The organism is Streptomyces sp. JH34 (genome assembly GCF_029428875.1).
In the GTDB taxonomy this organism is placed as follows: domain Bacteria; phylum Actinomycetota; class Actinomycetes; order Streptomycetales; family Streptomycetaceae; genus Streptomyces.
In genome coordinates, this window is record NZ_JAJSOO010000001.1 from 3,386,422 (window position 1) to 3,407,668 (window position 21,247).

General features: G+C 69.5%; 21 protein-coding genes and 1 pseudogene. 8 read left to right on the forward strand and 14 right to left on the reverse strand.

Annotated elements, in window-relative coordinates; translation table 11 throughout:
* Positions 1-124 precede the first annotated feature (124 nt).
* Together LWJ43_RS15010 and LWJ43_RS15015 are read right to left on the reverse strand one after the other, a co-directional pair.
* Positions 125-1,123 carry an inorganic phosphate transporter gene (locus LWJ43_RS15010; RefSeq protein WP_277332764.1) on the reverse strand — a complete coding sequence of 333 codons (999 nt, stop codon included), beginning with the start codon at positions 1,121-1,123 and terminating at the stop codon, positions 125-127.
* A 5-nt stretch (positions 1,124-1,128) separates the two neighbouring features.
* Positions 1,129-1,749: a DUF47 domain-containing protein gene (locus LWJ43_RS15015; RefSeq protein WP_015578119.1), complete on the reverse strand. Its 621-nt coding sequence runs from the start codon at positions 1,747-1,749 to the stop codon at positions 1,129-1,131.
* A gap of 221 nt (positions 1,750-1,970) precedes the next feature.
* Between LWJ43_RS15015 and LWJ43_RS15020 the strand changes: the two genes are divergently transcribed.
* The gene (locus LWJ43_RS15020; protein WP_277332765.1) at positions 1,971-2,318 is read left to right on the forward strand and encodes a metal-sensitive transcriptional regulator; all 348 of its coding nucleotides are present in this window, start codon (positions 1,971-1,973) and stop codon (positions 2,316-2,318) included.
* A gap of 60 nt (positions 2,319-2,378) precedes the next feature.
* Here the strand turns inward: LWJ43_RS15020 and LWJ43_RS15025 are convergent, their stop codons facing one another.
* Together LWJ43_RS15025 and LWJ43_RS15030 are read right to left on the reverse strand one after the other, a co-directional pair.
* Entirely contained in the window at positions 2,379-2,588 is a 210-nt protein-coding gene (locus LWJ43_RS15025) for a hypothetical protein (RefSeq protein WP_277332766.1), read from the reverse strand.
* 100 nt (positions 2,589-2,688) lie between these two features.
* A pseudogene (locus LWJ43_RS15030) lies at positions 2,689-3,577 on the reverse strand (SCO4651 family lipoprotein).
* Between the two features lie 154 nt (positions 3,578-3,731).
* Between LWJ43_RS15030 and LWJ43_RS15035 the strand changes: the two are divergent.
* Complete coding sequence (locus LWJ43_RS15035; protein WP_277332767.1) at positions 3,732-3,920, forward strand: hypothetical protein; 189 nt, start codon at positions 3,732-3,734, stop codon at positions 3,918-3,920.
* Between the two features lie 60 nt (positions 3,921-3,980).
* On the opposite strand, the gene LWJ43_RS15040 is transcribed toward LWJ43_RS15035, so the two are convergent.
* From LWJ43_RS15040 to LWJ43_RS15065, 6 genes are all read right to left on the reverse strand, one after another.
* On the reverse strand, positions 3,981-6,878 hold the full coding sequence (locus LWJ43_RS15040; protein ID WP_277332768.1) for a tetratricopeptide repeat protein: 2,898 nt from the start codon (positions 6,876-6,878) through the stop codon (positions 3,981-3,983).
* A gap of 204 nt (positions 6,879-7,082) precedes the next feature.
* The gene (locus LWJ43_RS15045) at positions 7,083-7,814 is read right to left on the reverse strand and encodes a phosphatase PAP2 family protein (RefSeq protein ID WP_277332769.1); all 732 of its coding nucleotides are present in this window, start codon (positions 7,812-7,814) and stop codon (positions 7,083-7,085) included.
* Between the two features lie 301 nt (positions 7,815-8,115).
* Positions 8,116-9,105 carry a C40 family peptidase gene (locus LWJ43_RS15050; RefSeq protein WP_277335889.1) on the reverse strand — a complete coding sequence of 330 codons (990 nt, stop codon included), beginning with the start codon at positions 9,103-9,105 and terminating at the stop codon, positions 8,116-8,118.
* A gap of 115 nt (positions 9,106-9,220) precedes the next feature.
* Complete coding sequence (locus LWJ43_RS15055; RefSeq protein ID WP_277335890.1) at positions 9,221-9,676, reverse strand: hypothetical protein; 456 nt, start codon at positions 9,674-9,676, stop codon at positions 9,221-9,223.
* Between the two features lie 101 nt (positions 9,677-9,777).
* On the reverse strand, positions 9,778-11,568 hold the full coding sequence (locus tag LWJ43_RS15060; RefSeq protein WP_277332770.1) for an alpha/beta hydrolase: 1,791 nt from the start codon (positions 11,566-11,568) through the stop codon (positions 9,778-9,780).
* The gene (locus LWJ43_RS15065) at positions 11,565-11,945 is read right to left on the reverse strand and encodes a hypothetical protein (RefSeq protein WP_277332771.1); all 381 of its coding nucleotides are present in this window, start codon (positions 11,943-11,945) and stop codon (positions 11,565-11,567) included. The genes LWJ43_RS15060 and LWJ43_RS15065 overlap by 4 nt, the downstream gene beginning before the upstream one ends.
* A gap of 205 nt (positions 11,946-12,150) precedes the next feature.
* Between LWJ43_RS15065 and LWJ43_RS15070 the strand changes: the two genes are divergently transcribed.
* The gene (locus tag LWJ43_RS15070; RefSeq protein ID WP_277335891.1) at positions 12,151-12,783 is read left to right on the forward strand and encodes a histidine phosphatase family protein; all 633 of its coding nucleotides are present in this window, start codon (positions 12,151-12,153) and stop codon (positions 12,781-12,783) included.
* A gap of 89 nt (positions 12,784-12,872) precedes the next feature.
* Positions 12,873-14,450: an adenosine deaminase family protein gene (locus LWJ43_RS15075; RefSeq protein ID WP_277335892.1), complete on the forward strand. Its 1,578-nt coding sequence runs from the start codon at positions 12,873-12,875 to the stop codon at positions 14,448-14,450.
* On the opposite strand, the gene LWJ43_RS15080 is transcribed toward LWJ43_RS15075, so the two are convergent.
* Positions 14,438-14,908 carry an ATP-binding protein gene (locus tag LWJ43_RS15080; protein WP_277332772.1) on the reverse strand — a complete coding sequence of 157 codons (471 nt, stop codon included), beginning with the start codon at positions 14,906-14,908 and terminating at the stop codon, positions 14,438-14,440. The two genes, LWJ43_RS15075 and LWJ43_RS15080, sit on opposite strands and share 13 nt — an antisense overlap.
* A gap of 202 nt (positions 14,909-15,110) precedes the next feature.
* Between LWJ43_RS15080 and LWJ43_RS15085 the strand changes: the two genes are divergently transcribed.
* From LWJ43_RS15085 to LWJ43_RS15095, 3 genes are read left to right on the forward strand one after another with little or no spacing between them, the layout of a single operon-like run.
* Positions 15,111-15,956 (forward strand): helix-turn-helix domain-containing protein, encoded by an 846-nt coding sequence (locus LWJ43_RS15085; RefSeq protein WP_277332773.1) that lies wholly within the window; start codon positions 15,111-15,113, stop codon positions 15,954-15,956.
* 10 nt (positions 15,957-15,966) lie between these two features.
* On the forward strand, positions 15,967-16,155 hold the full coding sequence (locus LWJ43_RS15090; protein ID WP_277332774.1) for a DUF397 domain-containing protein: 189 nt from the start codon (positions 15,967-15,969) through the stop codon (positions 16,153-16,155).
* Positions 16,148-16,387, forward strand: a complete 240-nt coding sequence (locus tag LWJ43_RS15095) for a DUF397 domain-containing protein (protein ID WP_277332775.1) — start codon at positions 16,148-16,150, stop codon at positions 16,385-16,387. Before LWJ43_RS15090 ends, LWJ43_RS15095 begins: the two co-directional genes overlap by 8 nt.
* Here LWJ43_RS15095 and LWJ43_RS15100 read toward each other — a convergent pair.
* The 3 genes from LWJ43_RS15100 to LWJ43_RS15110 all read right to left on the reverse strand — a co-directional run bounded on the left by LWJ43_RS15100 (position 16,374) and on the right by LWJ43_RS15110 (position 18,599).
* Complete coding sequence (locus LWJ43_RS15100) at positions 16,374-16,916, reverse strand: TetR/AcrR family transcriptional regulator (protein ID WP_277335893.1); 543 nt, start codon at positions 16,914-16,916, stop codon at positions 16,374-16,376. The two genes, LWJ43_RS15095 and LWJ43_RS15100, sit on opposite strands and share 14 nt — an antisense overlap.
* Positions 16,917-16,938: 22 nt before the next feature.
* Positions 16,939-17,775: an alpha/beta fold hydrolase gene (locus LWJ43_RS15105; protein WP_277332776.1), complete on the reverse strand. Its 837-nt coding sequence runs from the start codon at positions 17,773-17,775 to the stop codon at positions 16,939-16,941.
* A gap of 95 nt (positions 17,776-17,870) precedes the next feature.
* Positions 17,871-18,599, reverse strand: coding sequence for a DUF6333 family protein (locus LWJ43_RS15110; RefSeq protein ID WP_277332777.1), 729 nt, complete (start codon positions 18,597-18,599; stop codon positions 17,871-17,873).
* Positions 18,600-18,754: 155 nt separating this feature from the next.
* Between LWJ43_RS15110 and LWJ43_RS15115 the strand changes: the two genes are divergently transcribed.
* Positions 18,755-21,073 (forward strand): hypothetical protein, encoded by a 2,319-nt coding sequence (locus LWJ43_RS15115; RefSeq protein ID WP_277332778.1) that lies wholly within the window; start codon positions 18,755-18,757, stop codon positions 21,071-21,073.
* Positions 21,074-21,247 lie beyond the last annotated feature (174 nt).

Genomic DNA, 21,247 nt, shown 5'->3' on the forward strand with positions numbered 1-21,247 from the left:
GGGGTGCTGCATGGCGGTGCCACCGCAAGGCGAAAGGGTCCGCCCCTGCTCTTCTGTGGAGAGCAGGGGCGGACCCATTCCGTGTCCTACGGGCGGCGGCGGCCGGACGCCGCCGGGATTCGGCTCAGCCGAAGAGCAGCACGACGATCCCGTAACTCGCCGCGGCGACCAGCGCCGCGGCCGGCATCGTGATGAACCACCCCAGGATGATGTTCTTGGCCACGCCCCAGCGGACCGCGTTCACCCGCTTCGTCGCTCCGACGCCCATGATCGCCGAGGTGATCACGTGAGTCGTGGAGATCGGTGCGTGGAAAAGGAACGCCGAGCCGAACATGATCGACGCGCCGGTCGTCTCGGCCGCGAAGCCCTGCGGCGGGTCCAGCTCGATGATCTTGCGACCCAGCGTCCGCATGATGCGCCAGCCGCCCGCGTACGTCCCGAGGGAGAGCATCGCCGCACAGGCGATCTTCACCCAGACCGGGATCTCGTCGTTCGGGCCCTCGACGTCGGCGATGACCAGGGCCATCACCACGATGCCCATCGTCTTCTGGGCGTCCTGCAGACCGTGCCCGAGGGCCATACCCGCCGCCGAGACCGTCTGCGCGATCCGGAAGCCGCGCTTGGCCTTGTGCGGGTTGGCCTTCCTGAATATCCACATGATCACGACCATCACCAGATAGCCGCCGATCAGGCCGATGACCGGGGACAGGAACATCGGGATGACGATCTTGTCGAGCACCCCGTCCCAGTGGACCATCGTCCCGCCGGCCAGTGCCGCGCCGACCATGCCGCCGAACAGCGCGTGCGAGGACGACGACGGCAGGCCGTAGTACCAGGTGACCAGGTTCCAGATGATCGCGCCGACCAGCGCCGCGAAGAGGATGCCCATCCCCTTCTGGCCCTCGGGCGTGGCGATCAGGCCTTCGCTGACGGTCTTGGCGACCCCCTGGCCCAGGAAGGCGCCTGCGAGGTTCATCACAGCGGCCATCGCCAGAGCCGCACGCGGGGTCAGCGCCCGGGTGGAGACCGAGGTGGCGATGGCGTTCGCCGAGTCGTGGAAGCCGTTCGTATACGTGAAGCCGAGCGCGACACCGATGGTCACGATCAGCGCAAAGGTGTCCACGAGGTTCAGGACTCCTTGACCGCGATGGTCTCCACGGTGTTGGCGACGTGCTCGAACGCGTCAGCCGCCTCTTCCAGCACGTCCACGATCTGCTTGAGCTTCAGCACGTCCATGGCGTCGTACTTGCCGTTGAACAGTTGGGCCAGCAGCTTGCGGTGGATCTGGTCGGCCTGGTTCTCCAGACGGTTGACCTCGATCCAGTACTCGGTGAGGTTCTCCATGGTCCGCAGACTCGGCATGGCCTCGGCGGTCAGTTCCGCCGCCCTGGCCAGGACCTCGATCTGCTGCTCGACACCCTTGGGGAGCTCGTCGATCTGGTACAAAACGACCAGGTCGACGGCCTCCTCCATGAAGTCCATGATGTCGTCGAGCGACGACGCGAGGTTGTAGATGTCCTCGCGGTCGAACGGCGTGATGAAGGAGGAGTTCAGCTGGTGGAAGATCGCGTGGGTGGCATCGTCCCCCGCGTGCTCCGCTGCCCGCATACGCTCCGCGATCTCGACTCGGGAGGCAGAATCCGCCCCGAGCAGTTCCATCAGGAGTTTCGAGCCCGTGACGATGTTGTCCGCTGATGCGGAGAACATGTCGTAGAAGCTCGTCTCCCTGGGGGTCAGACGAAAGCGCACGTGGGGTCCTCGGGGTGCTTTGGATTCGGTCAGGCTGATGCTAGGCGCATCATCCGGCCACGGCTAACCGGCGTTCTTCAGTGTCGCGCATCGGGCACAGTGATCAGCACGGCCCCCCGGTCACGTTTCGGCTCGATTCGGTACGATATACCCGGCAGGGGTATGTAGACGGCACAGAACGGCACGCTCACCGCAGGCCAAGAGGACAACGGAGGGACCCCATGACCACCACCGAGGCCGCCGACGCGGCCGGTACGGACGCGGTCGTCACCGACCACGACCGCGGAATCCACGGCTACCACCACCAGAAGGAGGAGCACCTCAAGCGCCTGCGCCGCATCGAGGGCCAGGTCCGCGGCCTCCAGCGGATGGTGGACGAGGACGTCTACTGCATCGACATACTCACCCAGGTCTCGGCCTCCACGAAGGCCCTGCAGTCCTTCGCGCTCCAGCTGCTGGAGGAGCATTTGCGCCACTGCGTCGCGGACGCCGCGCTCAAGGGCGGCGAGGAGATCGACGCGAAGGTCGAGGAGGCCACCAAGGCGATCGCGCGCCTCCTGCGTACGTGACGCCGGCGCGGACGACGGGGCGGTGACGCGTGCACGGACGACGGCGCGCGCTGGGACGGGTCATCCCCGGTGGCGGGCCTGCCGGGGAATCGTCGGCGCGGACTCGGCGGTGTCCGCCCTGACCTTGAGCACCTCGTCGATACGGTCCGGACTGAGCCGGTCCTCCCGTGCGTCCGCCGCCGCGATCATGAGCTCGCCGCACAGTTCGATCTCGGCGAGGGCCACACAGTCCTGAGCGTTCGGAGCGCTGAGCGTCACCACCTGCGTCACCTCTCTCTGCTGTCGCCGACTCCTGGCGCACCGACTCCCTAGCGTAGGGAGGACGGCATGCGCCGCGCATGGCACGGAAGGACCATTTCGGCCCCCTCCCCTACGGCGCTTCCGGGCCACTCCGACCCTGCTCGACCTGCCCGGTGTAGAGGTCCGTCCCGGTCGGCAGCTCCACCGGGACCGGTACGCCGAAGCCGAAGAGCAGCATCGTCGACACCACCGCCACCGCCGGCCCCTCGGTCGCGAAGCTGAAGCGGTGGCGCACCTTCCGCAACAGCCCCTTGTCGTCCAGGTAGGCGTCGAACGGCACCGAGCGCGTGCTGAACCCTTTCGCCGCGGCGCCGAGGGCCCCGCGCGAGGACGGCGAGGCCGCACGCGCCGCCCGCCCGATGTCCGCGACCCCCCCGGTAGTGCCGGACCGTGACCCCGGCCAGTGCCGTCGTGCCGACGTAACTCACCTCGTCCGCGCCGCGAAGCAGTTCGGCGGCGGCCATCGGATCGGTGACACCGCCGGTGACCAGATTGCCGTCCTCCAGGGTGGTGGTGTCGATCCGCACCCACTTGTCGTCGGGCACCCCGGCGCCCCGGTTCTTCATGTACAGCGCGCCGGGTGCAAGCAGCTCCGTGATCGGCCGGTGCCCGTCGGTACCCGCGGCGTCCTTCGGCAGGACGACCTTGATCCGGCCCAGCTGCCTGCGGAAGTCGTACGCCCCCTCGCCCCTGATGGTCACCCGGGTACCGCCGGCCGCGGTCTCCATCGACGTACGCGTCCCGGCGCTGCCCGCACCGGCCAGCGCCTCGGCCGCCCGACGGACCACGGCCACGGGAGAGCCGGCCGTGTCGGCCCGGGTGACGGCGTGCCCACCGGCCCCGTCACCGGCGTCACCGCCCGGAGCTGAGCAGCCGCTGCCCGTCGTCATCACGCCGGCGACGGCCAGGGCGCACACAGCGAGTGCCCCGCCTCCGCACCTGTGCTGTCGCACCACCATCGCCTGCCAACCCCCAACGACGTACACCTGACCGGTTCCCCGCCCGCCTCGCCTAACGACTGCCGGGGCGCCCCGTCACGCCAGGGCCCCCCCTCACGGCAGCCGATCGGCCCACTCGCCGACCTCCGTACGGCGCCCCCGGTACCGTGGACGCGTGTATCAGGACCCCTCGGACTCCCCCGTCCACCGCCCCTCTCCGGGACACACCACCACGACCGTCGAACGGGGCTCGTTCTGCCTGGCACGCTGCAGCTGCGGCTGGTCAGGACCCGCCCGGCGCGCCCGCGACCGGGCCCGCGCCGACGCACGGGAGCACCTCGAGGTACCGGACGCACAGGTCTAGGGCCCGTCACCGGAGGGTGGGAACGCGCGGAAGTCAGACGCGGTAGTCGGACGCGCCGGGTCAGACGCGGGGGTCACTCGCAGGGGCCGCGATCGGCACTCCGTGCTCCTGGAGCGTCTGCCGCAGCATCCGCACGACCGGATCGATGCCCGGTCCCGCTTCGGGAGACAGCGCGCGAAGGACGGACAGGTCCTCGACGGCCTCGCCGATCAGGCTCCGCCCGGGCCCAAGAGCGATCAGCGCCTCGCACCCGGCGGCCGCGGCATCGTGGTCGAACAGGGCGCAGTGGAGGACTAGGAGGCCCTGACGGGCGTCCACGGCCGCGTCCCTGTCTCCCGTAGCGGCAGAGGTGAAGATGCGCCGGGCGTCCGTGAAGCGCGCCTCGGCTCCCCGGGGATCGCCCGCCGCACGCAGCACCACGCCGTACAGCATCTGGTTCCAGCCGTCCCGCGGATCGATCTCGACGGTCCGGGCGCAGTCGGCGACGGCGTCCGCGTGCCTGCCCAGGCGCAGATACGTCCGGGCACGGGCGCCCAGGATCCAGTCGGAGGACGGGTCGATCTCGATGGCCAGGGTGAAGTCGGCCAGCGCCTCCTCGTAACGACCGAGCTTCTCGTACAGCTCCCCACGGTTGCCCGCGGCCCAGCCGTACCCGGGTCGCAGGTCGAGGGCCCGCGTGAAGTCGGCCAGGGCCTCGTCGTGGCGGCCCAGCGCGAGGTTCACCTGCGCGCGGCCTTGGAAGGCCCAGGCGTAGTCGGGCCGGATCTCGACGGCCCGGGAGTAGTCGGCGAGGGCCTCCTCCGAGCGGCCCAACTCCCTCTTGACGCGCGCCCGGCCCCCGACGGCCCATGCGTACTGCGGGTCCATCCGCACCGCACGGTCGTAGTCGGCCAGCGCCTCCTCGTACCGCCCCATCCGCTCGAAGAGCTGGGCACGGCTCCCGACGGCCCACTCGTACAGCGGGTCGATGTCCACGGCACGGTCGTAGTCGGCCAGCGCCTCCTCGTGCCGCTCCAGGGCCTCATGCACCCGCGCGCGGCTGCCGTACGCCCAGGCGTATCCCCGGTCGATCTCGATGGCCCGGGCGAAGTCCGCGAAGGCCTCGTCGTGGCGCCCGAGGTTCCGGTGGGCATCACCACGGCTGCCGTACGCCAGGACGTACCGCGGGTCGATCTCCACCGCGCGGGTGCAGGAGGCGACCGCCTCCTCGTGACGGCCCAGCACCCGGTAGGTCTCACCCAGCCCCGCATGGGGACGGGCCGCGTCCGGCGCGAGGGCGACTGCCTCCTCGCAGTCCGTCAGCGCGCTCTCGGGATCACCCAGGTGCCTGTACTCCTCGGCCCGGACGGTGTAGGCCAAGGCCCTTCCGGGGGCGTCGAGTTCGGGAGCGTGCAGCAGCAGGGTCAGCACGACGGCGCCCGGCTGCTCCTGTTCCGCGGCGGCCTCCAGCCGGTCACCCCACGACACGAGGGCAGCGGCGTCGGTGTCGACTCCCGCGCCGCCGAGGATCTGGGCCCAGCGGCGCAACGTGGCGACGTCGAGGCCGATGGCGTGAACGCTCTGGCAGAGAGCTTCGGGAAGGGCCGTACGAGGATTCGCGCACAGCCGGTGATACGTCTCGTTCAGCCGGTGCTCCCGCCAGGCGGCCTCCTTCCAGAGGTCCTCGAGGTCGGTACCGAGGTCCGCCTCCACCGCGAGCCGCCGCTGCTGGAACACGTCGGCCAGCCGGGTGTGCGCCTGCTGCCAGCGGGCGGGTGACCGGGTCCGCTGCAGACGCAGCATCGCGGCGCGCACGACGTCGTGGTACCGGCAGCGGCCGCCCTGAGGAGAGACGAAGGCCAGTCCGCGCAGCCACGCGTAGCTCTCGGCCGCGGACTCCGGGACGATCGCGCGGTAGATGTCCTCGTCGGTCTGCAGGGGCAGCGCACAGGCCAGGGCGGCCTCGCGCCGCTCCTGGTCGGGCTCCCACTTCAGGAATCTCTCGACCGCGGTCTCGGAGGGATCGCCCATGGCCGCGCCCGCTCCCGGCTCGCTCCGGGCCAGCATGTCGACGAGCAGCGGGAGCCGCCCCGACAGGCGCAGCACCAGTTCGACGCTGGGTTCGTCGGTGACCCCGTGGGTGGAGAGGAGCGTTCGCGCCTCCTCCTCGGAGAAGACCTCCAGGGACACCTCGGTGACCTGGCTCAGCCGGTCACCCCACACCCGGGCGTCCAGGCGCAGTTGACCCGCCAGCACGATCTGCACGTTGACGGGCAGGCTGCCGTACTCGTCCCCGAACGCGATGGCCCGCAGCCAGGAGTCGAGGACCGGCCCGGTCCTCTCGTACACGTCGAAGAACAGCACCACCCGCTCGCACCGTTCGGCGACATCCGCGAGGTCGTCGAGGAAGACGGGGACGAGGCCCACGAGCGGGTTCATCACCAGTTGGACGTCGTCGTGGCTGCGCAGGCGTGTGTTGAGAATCGCCCGCACCCGGTCCGCGCCCAGCGCCACCTGCTGCGGGTCGACGGCCCCGGTGATCAACGCGGCCCCGGGCACCAGCGCTCCCAGGCCGGCCAGGCCCACCTGGGCCGCCACGGTGCTGGACGTCGACGGTACGGCTGCCGCCACTCCGGGCTCACCGGGTCCGGGCTGCGGGGCGGAGGCCGCGCTCTCGGCCTGGTGCCTGCGCTGACGGTAGGTGGTCAGCTGCTTGTCGAACCTCTTCAGGGGATGCCCCTGGCGGCCGAGCCGGGCGCTGACGGCCTCCATCGCCTCGAGCACGTCATGCACTTCGTCGTCCACGTACGCCGTGACGACCGAGGCCTGCTCGCGGGCGGTGGACTCCCATTGCCGGACCAGTGTCGACTTGCCCACCCCACCGTTGCCCCGCACATGGAAGAGGAACGGGAAGTCGGCCTCTTCCGGATCCCTGGCGAAGGTCTCCCGGAAGACGGCCAGCTCACCGCGACGCCCCACGAACCCCGTGCGCTCGCGCCGCCGGTTGACTTCCTGCCGTGACGGCCGCCGACCGGCCACCCGCACCACCCCCGCGTCCCCGCACATGATGCCCCGTCACCGAAGTGACGAGGACGGAAGGAAAGAAATCAGCCAATCATCGGAACATGAGTGAGGGGGTGCCCCGTGGGACACCCCCTCACTCATGTTCGGTGAACGCTCCGCCTAGGCGGCGAGGTCCTTCTCGTCGGGCGCGCCGCCGCGGCCGGCACCCCGGCTCGGCTCGGGAATCCCGCGCGACTCGCCGCGCCCGTCAGCGGCCACGACGTCACCCTCCGAGCGGACGAGCCGGCCGACCACCCCGGCGCGGGCGACAGCGCCCACCAGAGGGGTCAGCAGCATCATCGCGAGCGGGGCGAGCAGCAGCGCCACGGCGGTGCCGAGGGCGAAGCCGCCGATCACGTCGGTCGGATAGTGAACGCCCATGTAGATGCGGCAGAAGCCCTCGAGGAGAGCAAGCGCGATCGCCATCAGGCCGAACTTCCGGTTGGCCACGAAGAGCCCCACCGCGATCGCCATCGCCATCGTCGCGTGGTCGCTCACGAAGGAGAAGTCCGTCTTGCCCTGCACCAGGACTTCGAGGCCCTTGTGGTCGAGGAACGGGCGCGGCCGCTCCACGAAGCCGCGGATCGGGATGTTGATCAGCAACGCGATCCCGGCGGCGAGAGGCGCCCACACCAGCCCGGCGACCGCCGTCACCGAGTCCTCGGTCGTCCCGCGTCGGCGCACGCTCCACCAGCACCACAGGACCACCAGGACCATGGCGAACATGATCCCGAATTCACCGACGAACTCCATGACCCGGTCGAACCAGGTCGGAGCGGCCTTCGCCAGCCCATTGATGTCGTAGAGCAGGCTGACATCGGGGTTCGACCCATCGAGTGCGAGTCCAGCCATCTGCCACGGCCCCTTGCCTTGTCTGCTGCTGCGACGCACATGGGCGTGCGCCGCCTTGGTCTGACCCCCGTGGTCGGTGCGGATTCAGTGCCGCGTCACGCCATGATGCCGTCACGCCCGACTGGTCCGGGCAGTCACGCATGGTCATGTGCGCATGCTGTCCCAGTCCAGGGAACGACCTGCCGGCTGCCTGCGTTCCGGTCTCCACCGAATGATCACCATGACGTTATCGAAGAGTGACTCATCGTCGCAGCTCAGGGCCCGGGCTTCACGGAGAGTTCCGGCCATGGCCGACTGGTCGTCAGCTCTCCGGCAGCGCGGTCGGGAGCGCCGCGGCGCCGTCCTTCGTGACTCTTGTCGCACCGAAGTAGTCCGGAGTGTCGATCTTGTCGAACCGGATCACCGCACCCGTGTACGGAGCGTTGATCATGTACCCGCCGCCGACGTAGAGCCCCACGTGCCGAATGGCCCGCGAATTGTTGAGATCGTCCGAGAAGAACACCAGGTCGCCCGGGAGGAGCTCCTCCCGGGAAGGGTGCGGCCCCGCGTTGTACTGGTCGTTGGCGACCCGGGGCAGCTCGATGTCGACCGTCCGGTACGCGGCCTGCGTCAGCCCGGAACAGTCGAACCTGCCTCCCTGGTCGGCCGTTCCGTTCCCGCCCCAGAGATAGGGGGTACCGAGCTTCTTCTGTGCGAAGTAGATCGCCCCGGCGGCCTGCTGCGAGGGCTGCACCCTGCCGACCGGCCTGGCGAAGCTCTTCTCCAGGGAACGGATGATCTTGACGTAGTTCTGGGTCTCGCTGATGCCGGGCACTCCACCCGACTGGATCACCCGGTAGGCGCCCGCGTTGTACGCGGCGAGCATGTTGTCGGTCGGATCGCCCGGCACCTTCTTGACGTACCCGGCGAGTTCGCAGTCGTAGGACGCGGCAGACGGGATCGCGTCGGCCGGGTCCCAGACGTCACGGTCGCCGTCCTTGTCCCCGTCGATACCGTGCGAGGCCCACGTACCGGGGATGAACTGCGCGATGCCCTGCGCGGCGGCATGGCTCTGGGCGCGCGGATTCCAACCGCTCTCCTGGTACAACTGGGCCGCCAGCAAAGCTGGGTTGATCGCAGGACAGAGGGTGCCCCACTTCTCCACGAGCGGCTGGTACCGCGCGGGCACCGCCCCCTTGGCCAGCCCGACGGCCCCGCTCGCCCCGGCCATCCCGGCAGCGGCGGAGTACGTCCCGACGACGAGCAGGGCGATGAAGCACAGGCCCAGCCCGATCCCACCGCCGACGAACACCCAGTATTTCCGCACCCCCCAACCATCCCCCATTCGGGCGCTCTTCACCGCACGATTCGCTGGTGTGTACGGGTGGATGGGCGCATGAGGGGGCGTCAGGGGCGGCTGGGAGGGGTCAGGGGGCGCCGTCGGACCAGAAGGGGGAGCGGATGTTGGGGCGGGGGATGTTCTCCATGCCCTCGTAGGTGGGTGCGGTGGCCTGAGTGGTGGACTCGGCTACCTCGGACTCCTCTACGCAGGGGGTGTCGACCTCGAAGAACACCTGCCCCTCACCTCCGACAATCAGACTCACGCCGAACCCGTCCTCCGTCTGGGCGAAGATGGCAGGAACGTCCGGGTCGTTGTTGATGGATTTCATCCGGTACCCGCTGCTGCGCCAGGCTCGATCAACCACACCCAAGAAGTTGCCCCTGCGCTCCGGGGAAACGATGGTCATGACAGCGCGCCTTCTGGTTACGTCGCAGCTACCGATGCTAGTGGTGTCGTGAGTCCACCTGACCTCTGGATCGATACGCCCCAGAACATCATCCAGGATTTCATCTGCCCGTTCGGCAGCTTGCTGCATATCCATGCCGCCCCCTTCACTGCCACCAATGGAATCAACGTCACTTGCACACCCGGCTAGCGAGATAGAAATCGCCAAGGTGGCCATAATTCTGAGAATCTTGTGCACTACCGATACTCCTGCGATCTAATCTTCTCTGGCCGCCCTGCCGCGATGAGTGAAATATTATGGGCAGATGCCGCATCTCTCTTCGGGTCGAAGTACTGAGAATGAGCGTCGATGGACAACCCATCGGAACTGACTACACCCGGGCCGTCATCCACACGGAACCGCCTGGCACCAAATGCTTCACTCGCCGGATCTTTACCGAACCAAAGGTCGTCATCACCCTGGTCCGCCACATCTCCAACGACGTAGACGAAAGGACCCGACAGAGCCGCCATGGCTCCAGCAGCCACTTGCTGCTTCGCTGGTAGCTTTGTCACCACATCGTTTTCTGCCGCTCCAACGAATACGTGTTCCTTACCCACCCCGAGCTGCTCCGCACGATCCACACCCACTCCGGGACTCCCCACCAGAACGATGTCATCAACTCCAGGGATGCCACCTTGCTGAGCGGCCGCACCCACGGTACGTGACCCGTAAGAATGCCCAATGGCTGTCAGGTGAGGATCTTCATGCTCGTTCGTCGCGGCCAGTCCATCAGTAAACTCACTGAAGCGTCTACCGCCCTCAACAGCTCTACTTTCACCTGCCACGTCTAGGCTATTGAACCCATCGACAAGCTGCGGCGCATCGTAGCCAAGCCAGGCGATTGCAGCACTGGATGCGTCGAGATAGCGTGATCCTTTCGCCGTGTCCAACGCACGCTTCAGGTCATTCTTCGCGAAGTCTTCATCCAGCGACGTGTTCAGCCCCGGCACATACGCAGCCACATTCTTCGACGTATCCGGATTTCCGTAGGAGACGATCGCCCGGCCGTTCCCCTCGTCGCTGACCCCCAAGAGGAACATCGGCGGCTCCCCGGGCTTGGCCGCAGCCCCCAACTGCCGGTCGATCTCCCGCAGTCCCGCGAGCTGCGTCATCGACTTCTCGTCGTCCCGGCCCTCCAGCTTGCCGATCAGCAGTTGCAGGTTGTCCCGGTTGGCCGCGTCGCGGACCAGGGCGGGGATTCCGTCCAGGTTCCCGATCTGGTCCGGGTACACCGCGAGGTATTCCTCCCGCTGCTCCTGCGTCAGTCCTGCCCACCAGTCGCGCCGAGCTGCGGGAGACGCGTCGCGCGGGATGGCGTCCTTGAGATACGCCCCCGCCGCGTCCCGCACCTCCGCGGCGTCGCCTGCCGCGTCCTTCCATGTGGAGGCCGGGACCTTCAGCCCCTCCTCCGCCTTCAGCCGGCGCAGGATCCCCGCGTACCGCCAGTCGATCTCGGCCGCCGCACGTACCGCTCCGCAGACCCGGTCAGCGATGTCCTGCGCCTTGGCCGAGTGGGGGTTCGGCGCGACCAGGCCCGAAGGCGGGACCAGGCCCGGGGACGCGCTCGACGACGCGGTACCGCCCCGCAGCGGCGCCCCGTCGACCAGCCCTTCGCCTCCCGACGGGTACGTCACCGACCCGTCCGCGTGCACCGTGAACTTCCGTGCGGCGGCGTCGTCCAGCGCATCCGTCAGCGCCCGCTGCTGGGTCCTCATCTCATGGGCCAGGGAGTTCAGCGTCGTACGGAGGAGCCCGCACTCCGTGTACACGTACTGGAAGTTCCGCCCCAGCTGCCGCAGTCGTGCGACCGCCGCCTGTGCGGCTTCGCCCTCCTGGGTCTCGCGGAGTCCGGTGAGCAGTTGCTGCTCGATGCGGTCCCGCGCAGCGTCGGCCCGGTTGCTCGACCTGCCCCACCCGTCGGCCGCGCCCTCCAACTCGGCGCACTTCAGATCCCGTACCTGCGCCCAGGTCAGGTTCGGCGTCACCGCTTCTCCCCCTCGCACAGCCGTACCGAGTCGAAGGACGACCCGACGGCCGTGTTCGTGCCGCCCTGGATGCGTGCGACGTCCCGCAGCTTGGCCGCCAGGCTGCCGCACTCCCCCTGCGCCGCCTGGATCCTCCGCTCCCAGGAGTCCCGCACGGCCGCCAGCTCCGCGAGGGCGGTCAGACGCCCCGCACCCGCCATGAGCCCCTGGTGAGCCAGGTCCAACTCATGCCGTACCGGTCCCAGATGGGTCACCAGCTCATCCGCACCGCCGGCGGCCCGCAGCCACGGTCCGTCGCTGTGTCTCAGCGTCTGCCCGCAGTCGCCCCCGCCCGACGGCGGTCCCACCCGGTCACTCAGTCCGTGCACCACAGTCATGCCCGCTCACCCCGTTCCTTGATCACGGAGCGGCACTGTCCCAAACGCCGCGCACCCGACACGCCGGGCGTGCCGGCGGCGCGGGCCGGACCCCGGGCCCCATAAGGAACGGCCCGCGCCGACATCACCCGAACGCGCGACCCGGAACCAGCCGATGACGGGCACCGTCCACCCCGACATCCACCGGACCAGCTGGAAGGGCCTCATGACCACGGCAAGGACCTCGACCCGTTTCCTCTACATCGCCCGGCACGGGGAGGCATCCCCCGACGAGACCGAACTGACGGGACGGGGCCGACGCCAGGCGGCCCTCCTCGGAGAGCGTCTCCGGGGCATACCGCTCTCAGCCGTCCACCACGGCCCGCTCCCCCGTGCCGCACAGACCGCCCGCCTGGTCCACGAGCAGCTGCGGCAGGACGTCCCCCTGCGGGTCGCGGAGGAGGCCGGGGACTACGTCCCGTACGTCCCGAGCCGGAAGGAGCTTCCCAAGGAGTCGGCCGACGGGTTCCTCGGCTTCCTGGAGCAGTTCCCGGAGGACGAACGCACCCAGGGTCCGAAGCTGGCTGATGCCGCGCTGGCGCGGTTCACCGGCGTGACGGCCGACGGCGAGCCCCGCCACGAACTGGTCGTCACCCACGCCTTCCTGGCCGCCTGGTTCGTACGCGATGCCCTCGACGCCCCCGCGTGGCGCTGGCTGGGGCTCAACCACGCCAATGCCGCGCTGACCGTCATCCGGTACACCCCCGGCAGGCCCCCGGCCCTGCTCGTGGTCAACGACATGAGCCACCTCCCCGCCGAGCTCCGCTGGACCGGTTTCCCACCCGAACTCCACGTCTGAGGCGGCCGAGGCGGACGGTTCCCCCGGAAGGATGGTTTAGGGGGCAGCGTCCACGCGGCCCGGCGTCACGCGAGCCGCTCTTCGTGATCATGCAAGACGTGATCTCCGTATCCCACAACTCAGCGCGCGTCCGAAGGTTGTTGACGGCCGCAGGACTCGTCGCAGCCGCCCTGGCCGCTTCCCTTCCCGCCGGGGCAGCCGCCCGGGCCGCCGCCCCCGCATTCGTTTCGCCACCACGGCCGGCGACCGCAGCCGAAACCCGCACCGCCGCGTGGCTCGAGGCGCACCCGCAGCAGCCCGGACAGTTCTTCCGGGACCTTCCCAAGGGTGGTGACCTGCACAATCACCTCTCCGGCGCGGTGCAGACCGAGTACCTCATCCAGCTCGCGGCCGACGACAACCTCTGTATCGACGCCACGACGACCGCCGTCGCCCCGCCGTGCGGCACCGGCAGCCGCCCGGCCGCGGACGCCCTGACCGATGCCGCCTTCCGGCAGAAGATCGTCCGGGCCTGGTCCATGCAGGACTTCCCGCAGGCCGAGTCCGGCCATGACCACTTCTTCGCGACCTTCGGGAAGTTCAGCGCGGCGACTTCGCACCGCGGGAAGATGCTGGCCGACGTGGCGGGCACCGCCGCGGCCCAGAACCAGACGTATCTGGAGACCATGGTCAGCCCCGCCTCGGCGGGAGCCCGGCAGCTGGCGACCGACGTGGGCTGGGACGCGGACCTGGCCTCCATGCACCGCAAACTGCTCGCCGGTGGACGGCTGGACCAACTGGTGACGGATGCCGGGAAGGAAGCCGACACGGCGGACGCCGAGTTCCGCGACACCGCGGCCTGCGCGACCGCGAACCCCCGTCCCGCATGCCGGATCACGGTGCGCTGGATCTCCCAGGTGTCCCGCAACAGCGTCCCGGAACGCGTCTTCACCCAGATCGCCCTGGGCCTCCGCCTCGCCGAACGCGACGAGCGGTTCGTCGCCGTGAACCTGGTCCAGCCGGAGGACGGCGAGATCTCCCTGCGGGACTACCGGCTGCACATGCGGATGCTGAACTACCTGCACGGCGTCTACCCCCGCGCCCACATCACCCTGCACGCCGGCGAACTCGTCCCAGGCCTGGTGAAGCCCGAGGACCTCACCTTCCACATCGACGACGCCGTGCGCACCGGCCAGGCCGAGCGCATCGGCCACGGCGTCGACCTCGTACAGGAGGACGACTGGCGCAAGCTCGCCCGTGACATGGCGCGCCGCCAGGTCGCCGTGGAAGTCCCGCTCACCAGCAACGCGCAGATCCTCCAGGTCGACGGCGACGATCACCCGTTCCCCGTCTACCGGAAGTACGGCGTACCCGTCGTGCTGTCCACCGACGACCCGGGCATCTCACGCGGTGACATCGGCCAGGAGTACCGCCGGGCCGCCCGCACCTACGGACTGGGCTACCCGGAGCTGAAGGACCTGGCCCGGGCCTCCCTGGAGTACGCCTTCCTGCCGGGCCGCAGCCTGTGGCGTCCCGACCCCGTACGCCAGGGCTGGCGTACGGTCCAGGAGTGCCAGGCACCGCAGTCGGCGCGCTGCGCCCGACTGCTCGCGAACAGCCCGAAGGCCCGCCTGGAATGGCGCCAGGAACAGTCCTTCCGCGCCTTCGAGGCCCGCTACTCCGGCTGACGCCCCCACCCCGGCCCGGGGCAGGGCGGCACGGTGCACTCCGCCCACAGCACCTTTCCGCCCTGCCCCGGCAGTCCGCCCCTGATCGGGTACGCGCCCCAGCTCTCCGCGCACTCCCGTACGAGATGGAGCCCGCGCCCCCGCTCGGCAAGGACGTCCGGCTCGTCCGGGTCGCCGCCGCAGAAGGGAGCGGGGATCTGCGGATTGCTGTCCCACACCCCGACCCGCACCCGGTTCCGCCCCGCCCCGCGCAGCCGGAGCGAGTACGGCCCCGAGGAGTGCCGGTACGCGTTGGTGACCAGCTCACTCGCCAACAGCTCGGCCGTGTCGATGAGATCCCTCATCCCGTGCACCCGCAGGACGGTCCGCAGAGTCGCCCGCGCGATCCCGGGCCCGCGCGGATCCGGCGGAAGTTGGAGGGTGTACGCCCAAGGCGGCGTTACGGTGGCCAGAACCATGGAAGTCTCCGTTCACGGAGGAGCGGTGGAGGTGTGTCTCGCAGGGCCCGGTGACGAGACCGCTCCGTCGAGCGGGGTACTTCCGGGCGGGTGGCCTGGGTCCAACGTAGCCAGCTCTGGATAATGCATTAACCGAAAGCTGAGTAATGAGTGAACTACCACTCGTCCGGGTGACGAGGCGTTCGAGGGGGCGAGCCGACCGATGAGAACCAATCCGACAGGCCGCCAACTGCGTCTCGGCTGCGAACTGCGCAAGCTCCGTGAACGCGCGGGCCTGACCGCGACACAGGCAGGCCAGCTGCTGGGCGTGAAGCAGAACCAGATCAGCAACATGGAAGCCGGGCGCGTGGGCGTCAGCCCGGAGAGGGTCCGCACGCTCGCCGGCCACTACCGGTGCGCGGACACAGAAGTAGTCGCGGCCCTCTGTGACATGACCGCCGACCGCACACGCGGCTGGTGGGAGGAGTACCGGGAGATCCTGCCCGCGCCGCTTCTGGATCTCGCGGAGAGTGAGCACCACGCGGAAGGGCTGCGCACTGCGGTCACCGTCCACATTCCCGGGCTCCTCCAGACACCGGAGCACGCCCGGGAGATCTTCCGCCAGGACGCCCCGGAACTATCGCCTCCCGATATCGAGCACCGTGTCTCGTACCGCATCAAACGGCAGGCCGTGCTGTTCCGGGATGCCCCGACCGCCCAGCACGTCGTCATCCATGAGGCAGCGTTGCGGATGCAGTTCGGCGGGCCGGAGGTGACGCGTCGCCAACTGGGGCATCTGGTGGAGATGAGCGAGCTCGATCACGTCGTGCTCCAGGTCCTCCCGTTCTCGGCCGGAGCCTTCGCCGGATCAGGGCAGTCGATCTACTACATCCACGGTGCTGTACCGCAGCTCGACAGCGTCAACCTGGATCAGTCCCACGGTCCCGTCTTCCTGGACGAGGAAACGCAGTTGCAGAAGTACCGCGTCCTGCTGAGCCGGATCGAGGCCATCGCGCTCGCACCCGAGACGTCACGCGACTTCATCCATACCGTCGCCCGAAATCTGTGAGGGATCCATGATGTCCGCACTCGCATGGCAGAAGTCGTCCTACTGCGCCCAAGGCAATTCGTGTGTACACGTCGCGACCGACCACGGCTCCGTGGCCCTCACCGAGAGCGGCGACCCCAGCGGCGCGATACTCCGGACGAGCCCCGCCGCCTGGGCGGCCCTGATCCGCACGGTCAAGGAGCACCAGGACCGTGCCTGACGTCCCCGCCGGCCTCACCTGGACCCGTGCCGCGCCGGAGGACGCCGAGGGGCCCGGCCCCTGGATCGAGATCGCGTTCGGCCCCGGGGAACTCGTGTACCTGCGCGGGACCGGCGATCCCGGGACGGTGGTCACCACCACGGCACAGAAGTGGGAGGCGTTCGCCAAGGGCGTCGTGGCGGGCGAGTTCGATCACTTCGGCGAGGCCCAAGCCCCCCTCACGGACGGCTGACGCTCCGCAGGCCCCGGTCGGCGAAGTCGATCAGCCACTCGAAGCTCTCGTCGATGTCGGCGCTCCACTGGAACCCGCCTCCCGCCTGCAGCGTGGCGAACCCGTGGAAGAGGCTGCGGAGCGTCCGCAGGGCGTTGTCCACGTCCGGCTCGGCGATCTCGTAGCCGCGCAGGACCGCCGTGAACGCGTCGAGCAGCCGTCGGCCCGCGATGGCCAGCGGATCGTCCGGTCCGGAAGGCTCCTGTCCGAGTGTCGCGGCGTAACGGCCCGGGTGCTCCACGACGAAGGCACGGAAGGAGCGCGCGGCGGCGGCGAGGGCGTCGCGGCCCGCATACCCCTGCACCGCGACGCCGACGGCCTCGGCGGCCTCGGCCATCGCCAGCTCCGCGATCCGCCGGTTGAGGTCCTCCAGGCCGCTGACGTGCTTGTACAGCGACGGGGTGCGCACACCCACCCGCTCGGCCAGCAGGCCCATCGTCAGGCCGGCGTGGCCCACCTCGTCGGCGAGTGCGGCACCGGCCGCGACCACGGCCGCCGGGTCCAGGCCGGCCCTAGGCACGGGCGGCGTCCGACCGGAGGAAGCCGAGCACGAGCGAGACGACCTGGTCGGGGAACTGGTCGTGCGGGTAGTGCCCGGCGCCCTCGATCATCTCGAGGCGCCCGAGTCCGGACGGCAGGGCGTCGACGATCGCGGAGCCCTCGCCGTGCGGGTCGGCCCAGTCGGGGTCGAGCGTGCCCATCACGACCAGGACCGGGCAGCGGACCTTGCCGAGCTGCGCTCCGGCGTCGACCGGGGCGCTGCGGCCCATGCCCTGCATGGCCTTCATCCGGCCGGGCTCACGCAGCCGGGATTCGATGCGGCCGAGCCGCTCGGACCAGTGGGCCGGCTTCACGCCGGGGTAGGCCACGTCGAGGTACGAGCGCCAGAGCGGCACACTGCCGAACAGCCCCGCGCCGAGCAGCCGCAGCATGCCCTGCCTGAAGCGCCTGACCTTCAGATCGCCGAGTGCGATCGACTGCTTGCGGGTGAAGGGCGCCAACTCGACGACGCCGGTGACCAGGGAGGGCTCCCGGGCGGCGGCAATGGTGGCGGCGCCGCCGGAGACCGAGTGCCCGACGATCACGGCCGGCCCACCCAGGTGGCGGACCACGGCGAGCAGGTCACCGGCGATGGCGGTGCGGTCCCAGGCCGGCCAGTCGACGCTCGACTCGCCGCAGCCGCGCAGATCGACCGCGGCGACGCGATGCCCCGCCGCCACCAGCGCCGGGATCACCTCGCGGTACGCGGCACGGCTGTCGCCCATGCCGTGCGCGAGGACGATCAGCGGGCCGGACCCCGACACCTCGTAAGCGATCGTGCCGCCGTCGACGGCAAGGAATTCGGTCACGACGTCCCCCAGAGCGCTTGGCTAATGTTCTTAGCTAAAAGCTAATGTCATTAGCCCCCACTGTCAACGGCGAGCCCGGAGCCGGTCGGGGATCCTCAGCCGGAGATCCAGATCTCCTCCATGAGATCCGTGGCGGCGCGGGTGTGGCGGACGCGGAACACCGACGTCCGCACCTTCCTCCGCCTCCACGGGCGGTGGACACCGAGGATCAGCTCCCCGAGGCCGCCCCAGTACGTCGCGGCGGGGTCGTCCGGGTCGTAGGCGACATCGGCGTCCTTCGCGGCCTGCCCGGTCACGCCGCAGGCGTCCAGGACGGCCCGCGGGTCGCCCTCCAGCGTCCAGCGCGACGGGTCGTCCTCGCCCGGCCAGCCCTCGGAGTGCACCACCTCGAAGCCGGGCACCGCCCAGGCCACCTCTTCATGGGTCTCCCCGCGGTCGGTCACGGCCCCGCCGATGACCTTCGCCCCGGGGAAGCGCTCCGCGAGCGCCCTCACCTGCTCCAGCACCGGCCACGTGTTCCCGTCGTCCGCCAGGGCGGGGTCCGAGATGCCGATGACGTCGCCCCACCGTCCGACCTGGATCCGGTCCAGGTCGTCGCGGGTGGCCGGAGAGAGCCCGTCGCTGATGTTCCGTTCCCCGTCGCACTCCAGGACCTCGTCGACCGTTCCGAACGAGGCGGCGAACTCCCGTGCGCCATCGGCGTCGTTGGGTGGCATGCCGTCCGGGAGGTCCGGGAACGGCGGCAGCACCACCGTGATCGTGTGCCGGCCCGACCCGCGCACCCGTGCGTGCGACGGGCAGGTCCAGAAACTGGTTTCCGTCATGCCCGCAACCGTAACGTCGTGAATCCGACGACACACCGGCCGAAACCCCGTGCGTCCAGGGCCAGTTGCGCTCTAGTCTGGCGCGGCCGGCGTCGACGACCACGGGGGCCACCGACCCGGCCCATCCCATCCTGGGCCCCCCAGGAGAATTCGACGTGACCCAGTTCATACGACTGCCGCAACGGCGCGTATGGGCCCGCGGCGTCCTCGCCCTGGCCTGTACAGCTGTCATGACCATGACCGGCTTTCCCTCGCTCGGCACCGCGGAGGCGGCCAAGCCGCCGGCGCTCAAGCCCGGCAAACGATGCGACGAGCTGTTCGGCCTCAAGGGAACTCCCGCCAAGCAGCTCCCCCAGGCCGACGCCTCGCGCGTCAAGGACCTGTGGGACCAGTACCCGTACGTGAACCCCGGCATGGAGTTCGACGGGCTCAACCCCACCCAGCAGGAGCTGGAAGCCGCCGGGAAGGACTACAAGAAGTACCCGCACAGCGACCCGCGTCGCATCTACGCCCGCTTCAACGCCCAGAAGCGGTGGACGAACTTCGACGACTACCTCACCAAGCAGTACATCCCCAACCAGGGCAACGACCCACGCGGTGAGGCGTTCGAGAAGAAGGTCGTCAAGGAGATGGGCCTCACCGGCCCGGACTGGATCTGCCAGAAGGAGGTGTACTTCACCGACCCGGACACCGGCGAGCGCCACAAGCGGGTCCTGGACGCGTACAACAAGAAGTCCCGCGAGATCGTCGAGATGAAGTCGAACGGCAAGCCGGACGCGTCCCAGACCCCCGCCGACAAGGCCTGGGCCCGTCACAAGGGCTGGAAGTCCTACAAGTACACCTTCGTCTTCGGGGAGGAGCAGAAGAGCGAAGCCCGCACCTTCATGAAGGACATGAAGCAGACCGCGGGCAAGGACGCGGTGGGTCGTGAGCGGGTGCGGGAGTACAACTTCCACTCCGACCACAAACCGCAGGCGCCCAAGGCGGCCCAGAACGGCCCCTACCGGCGCAACGACCAGTTCCTGTCCAACGGCGCGGGGAAGAACACCGGATCGCGGGGCGGCGGCAACGACCTGATCCGGCAGTCGCCGCCCAACCCGAAGACCCTCAAGGACCAGCTCGACCGCATCAGGGCGAACGACCCCCAGGGCCGGATGCCCAGGGGCCCCGGCGGCATCGACTTCTCCACGCTGGACCTGCGGTACATCGGCGAACCCGTCAAGGGCGAGGGCCTGAACTACGCCTTCTCCGCGAAGAAGGTCGACGACGAGTACGCGGCCGGCTGGGGAGGCCAGGAGAAGGCGCAGCTCATCTCGGACGCGTTCTTCACCTGGCTGGCGCTGACTCCGGACAAGTTCTGGGTGAACCTGAACCCGGACGAGCCCGACCGGGTGATGGACTCCGCGTTCGGGAAGACCGACGCCGGCCGGGTCCTCCTCGAGGCCGACCTCCAGATGAAGCACGACTTCTTCAAGGCGATGGACCCCGAGACCGACCTCGGCGAACAGTTCTGGGCGTCCCTGCCGAAGGTGAACGGCCGGCCCTGCTTCACGGGGATCCGCAACTGGATCGAGCCGAAGACCGCGTCGGTCCGCGAGCAGGACGGCGGCATCTACATCCTCGACGCCCCCCTGCGGCTGAAGTCCACACCGCAGGACTTCGACACCGACCCCGGCGGTGAGCAGATCTGCGACCCGACCGAGGCGGAACGGGACCAGGCACAGCAGGTCATCGACCGGATGATCGTCCCCGAGGTCGAGAAGACCATCAACACGGCACCGCAGTACGCGGACCTGCGCAGCGTCTACACCGCCCGGGTGGCCGCCGAGTACATCCGCCAGCAGGACGCCGGGTCCGCCACCGACTACCACGACGTCATCAACGGCAACGACGTGTCCAAGTGGCCGCTGCGCGCCCCCCACCAGGACTGGGACAAGAACGAACTGTTCCAGGAGTACCGGAAGATCTTCCTCGACGGGGAGTTCCAGTACGACGTGGACACCGACGAGGGCGTGATGGTCTACATCGTCGGCGGAGTCGACTTCTCCAAGCAGCCCAAGCGCAACCTGGACCCGGTGCGCTTCAAGGCCGAGCACCCGTACAAGCCCCGCACCGCGCAGTTCGCCGTCGGGCAGATGACCGACGACGCGGACCAGGACGGCAATGTGATGCTCGGCGGGAACACCGCCGGAGAGTCCACCGGCGGCGACGAGGACCCCGCTCCCACACCCACCCCGACAGACAAGCCCACCGACGAACCGACCGACAAGCCGACAGGCACCCCGTCACCCTCCACCGCACCGGGTGGCAACGACGGAAAGCCCACGCCACCCGCCCAGAACCCCGACGGCAACCTCGCCGGCACCGGTTCCGACACCCCCGTCGGCCTCATCACCGCCATCGCAGCCGTCCTGGCGGCAGCCGGTGGAGCCCTGACCTGGTGGATGCGCCGGCGCCGGGTGCGGCAGAGCTGACCCGGTAGCCCACCTGACCGGCACACCACAGGCGGCTCCGCACCCGGCCCACGGGTGCGGAGCCGCTGCCACGAGCCGTCACCCCGCCGTTGACACCCGGGAGAGACCGTTGGTTGGCTGGGACCGTGGCTGGGACCGGAGGCAACAAGCGCTGACGGGCCGGACTTTGGAGCG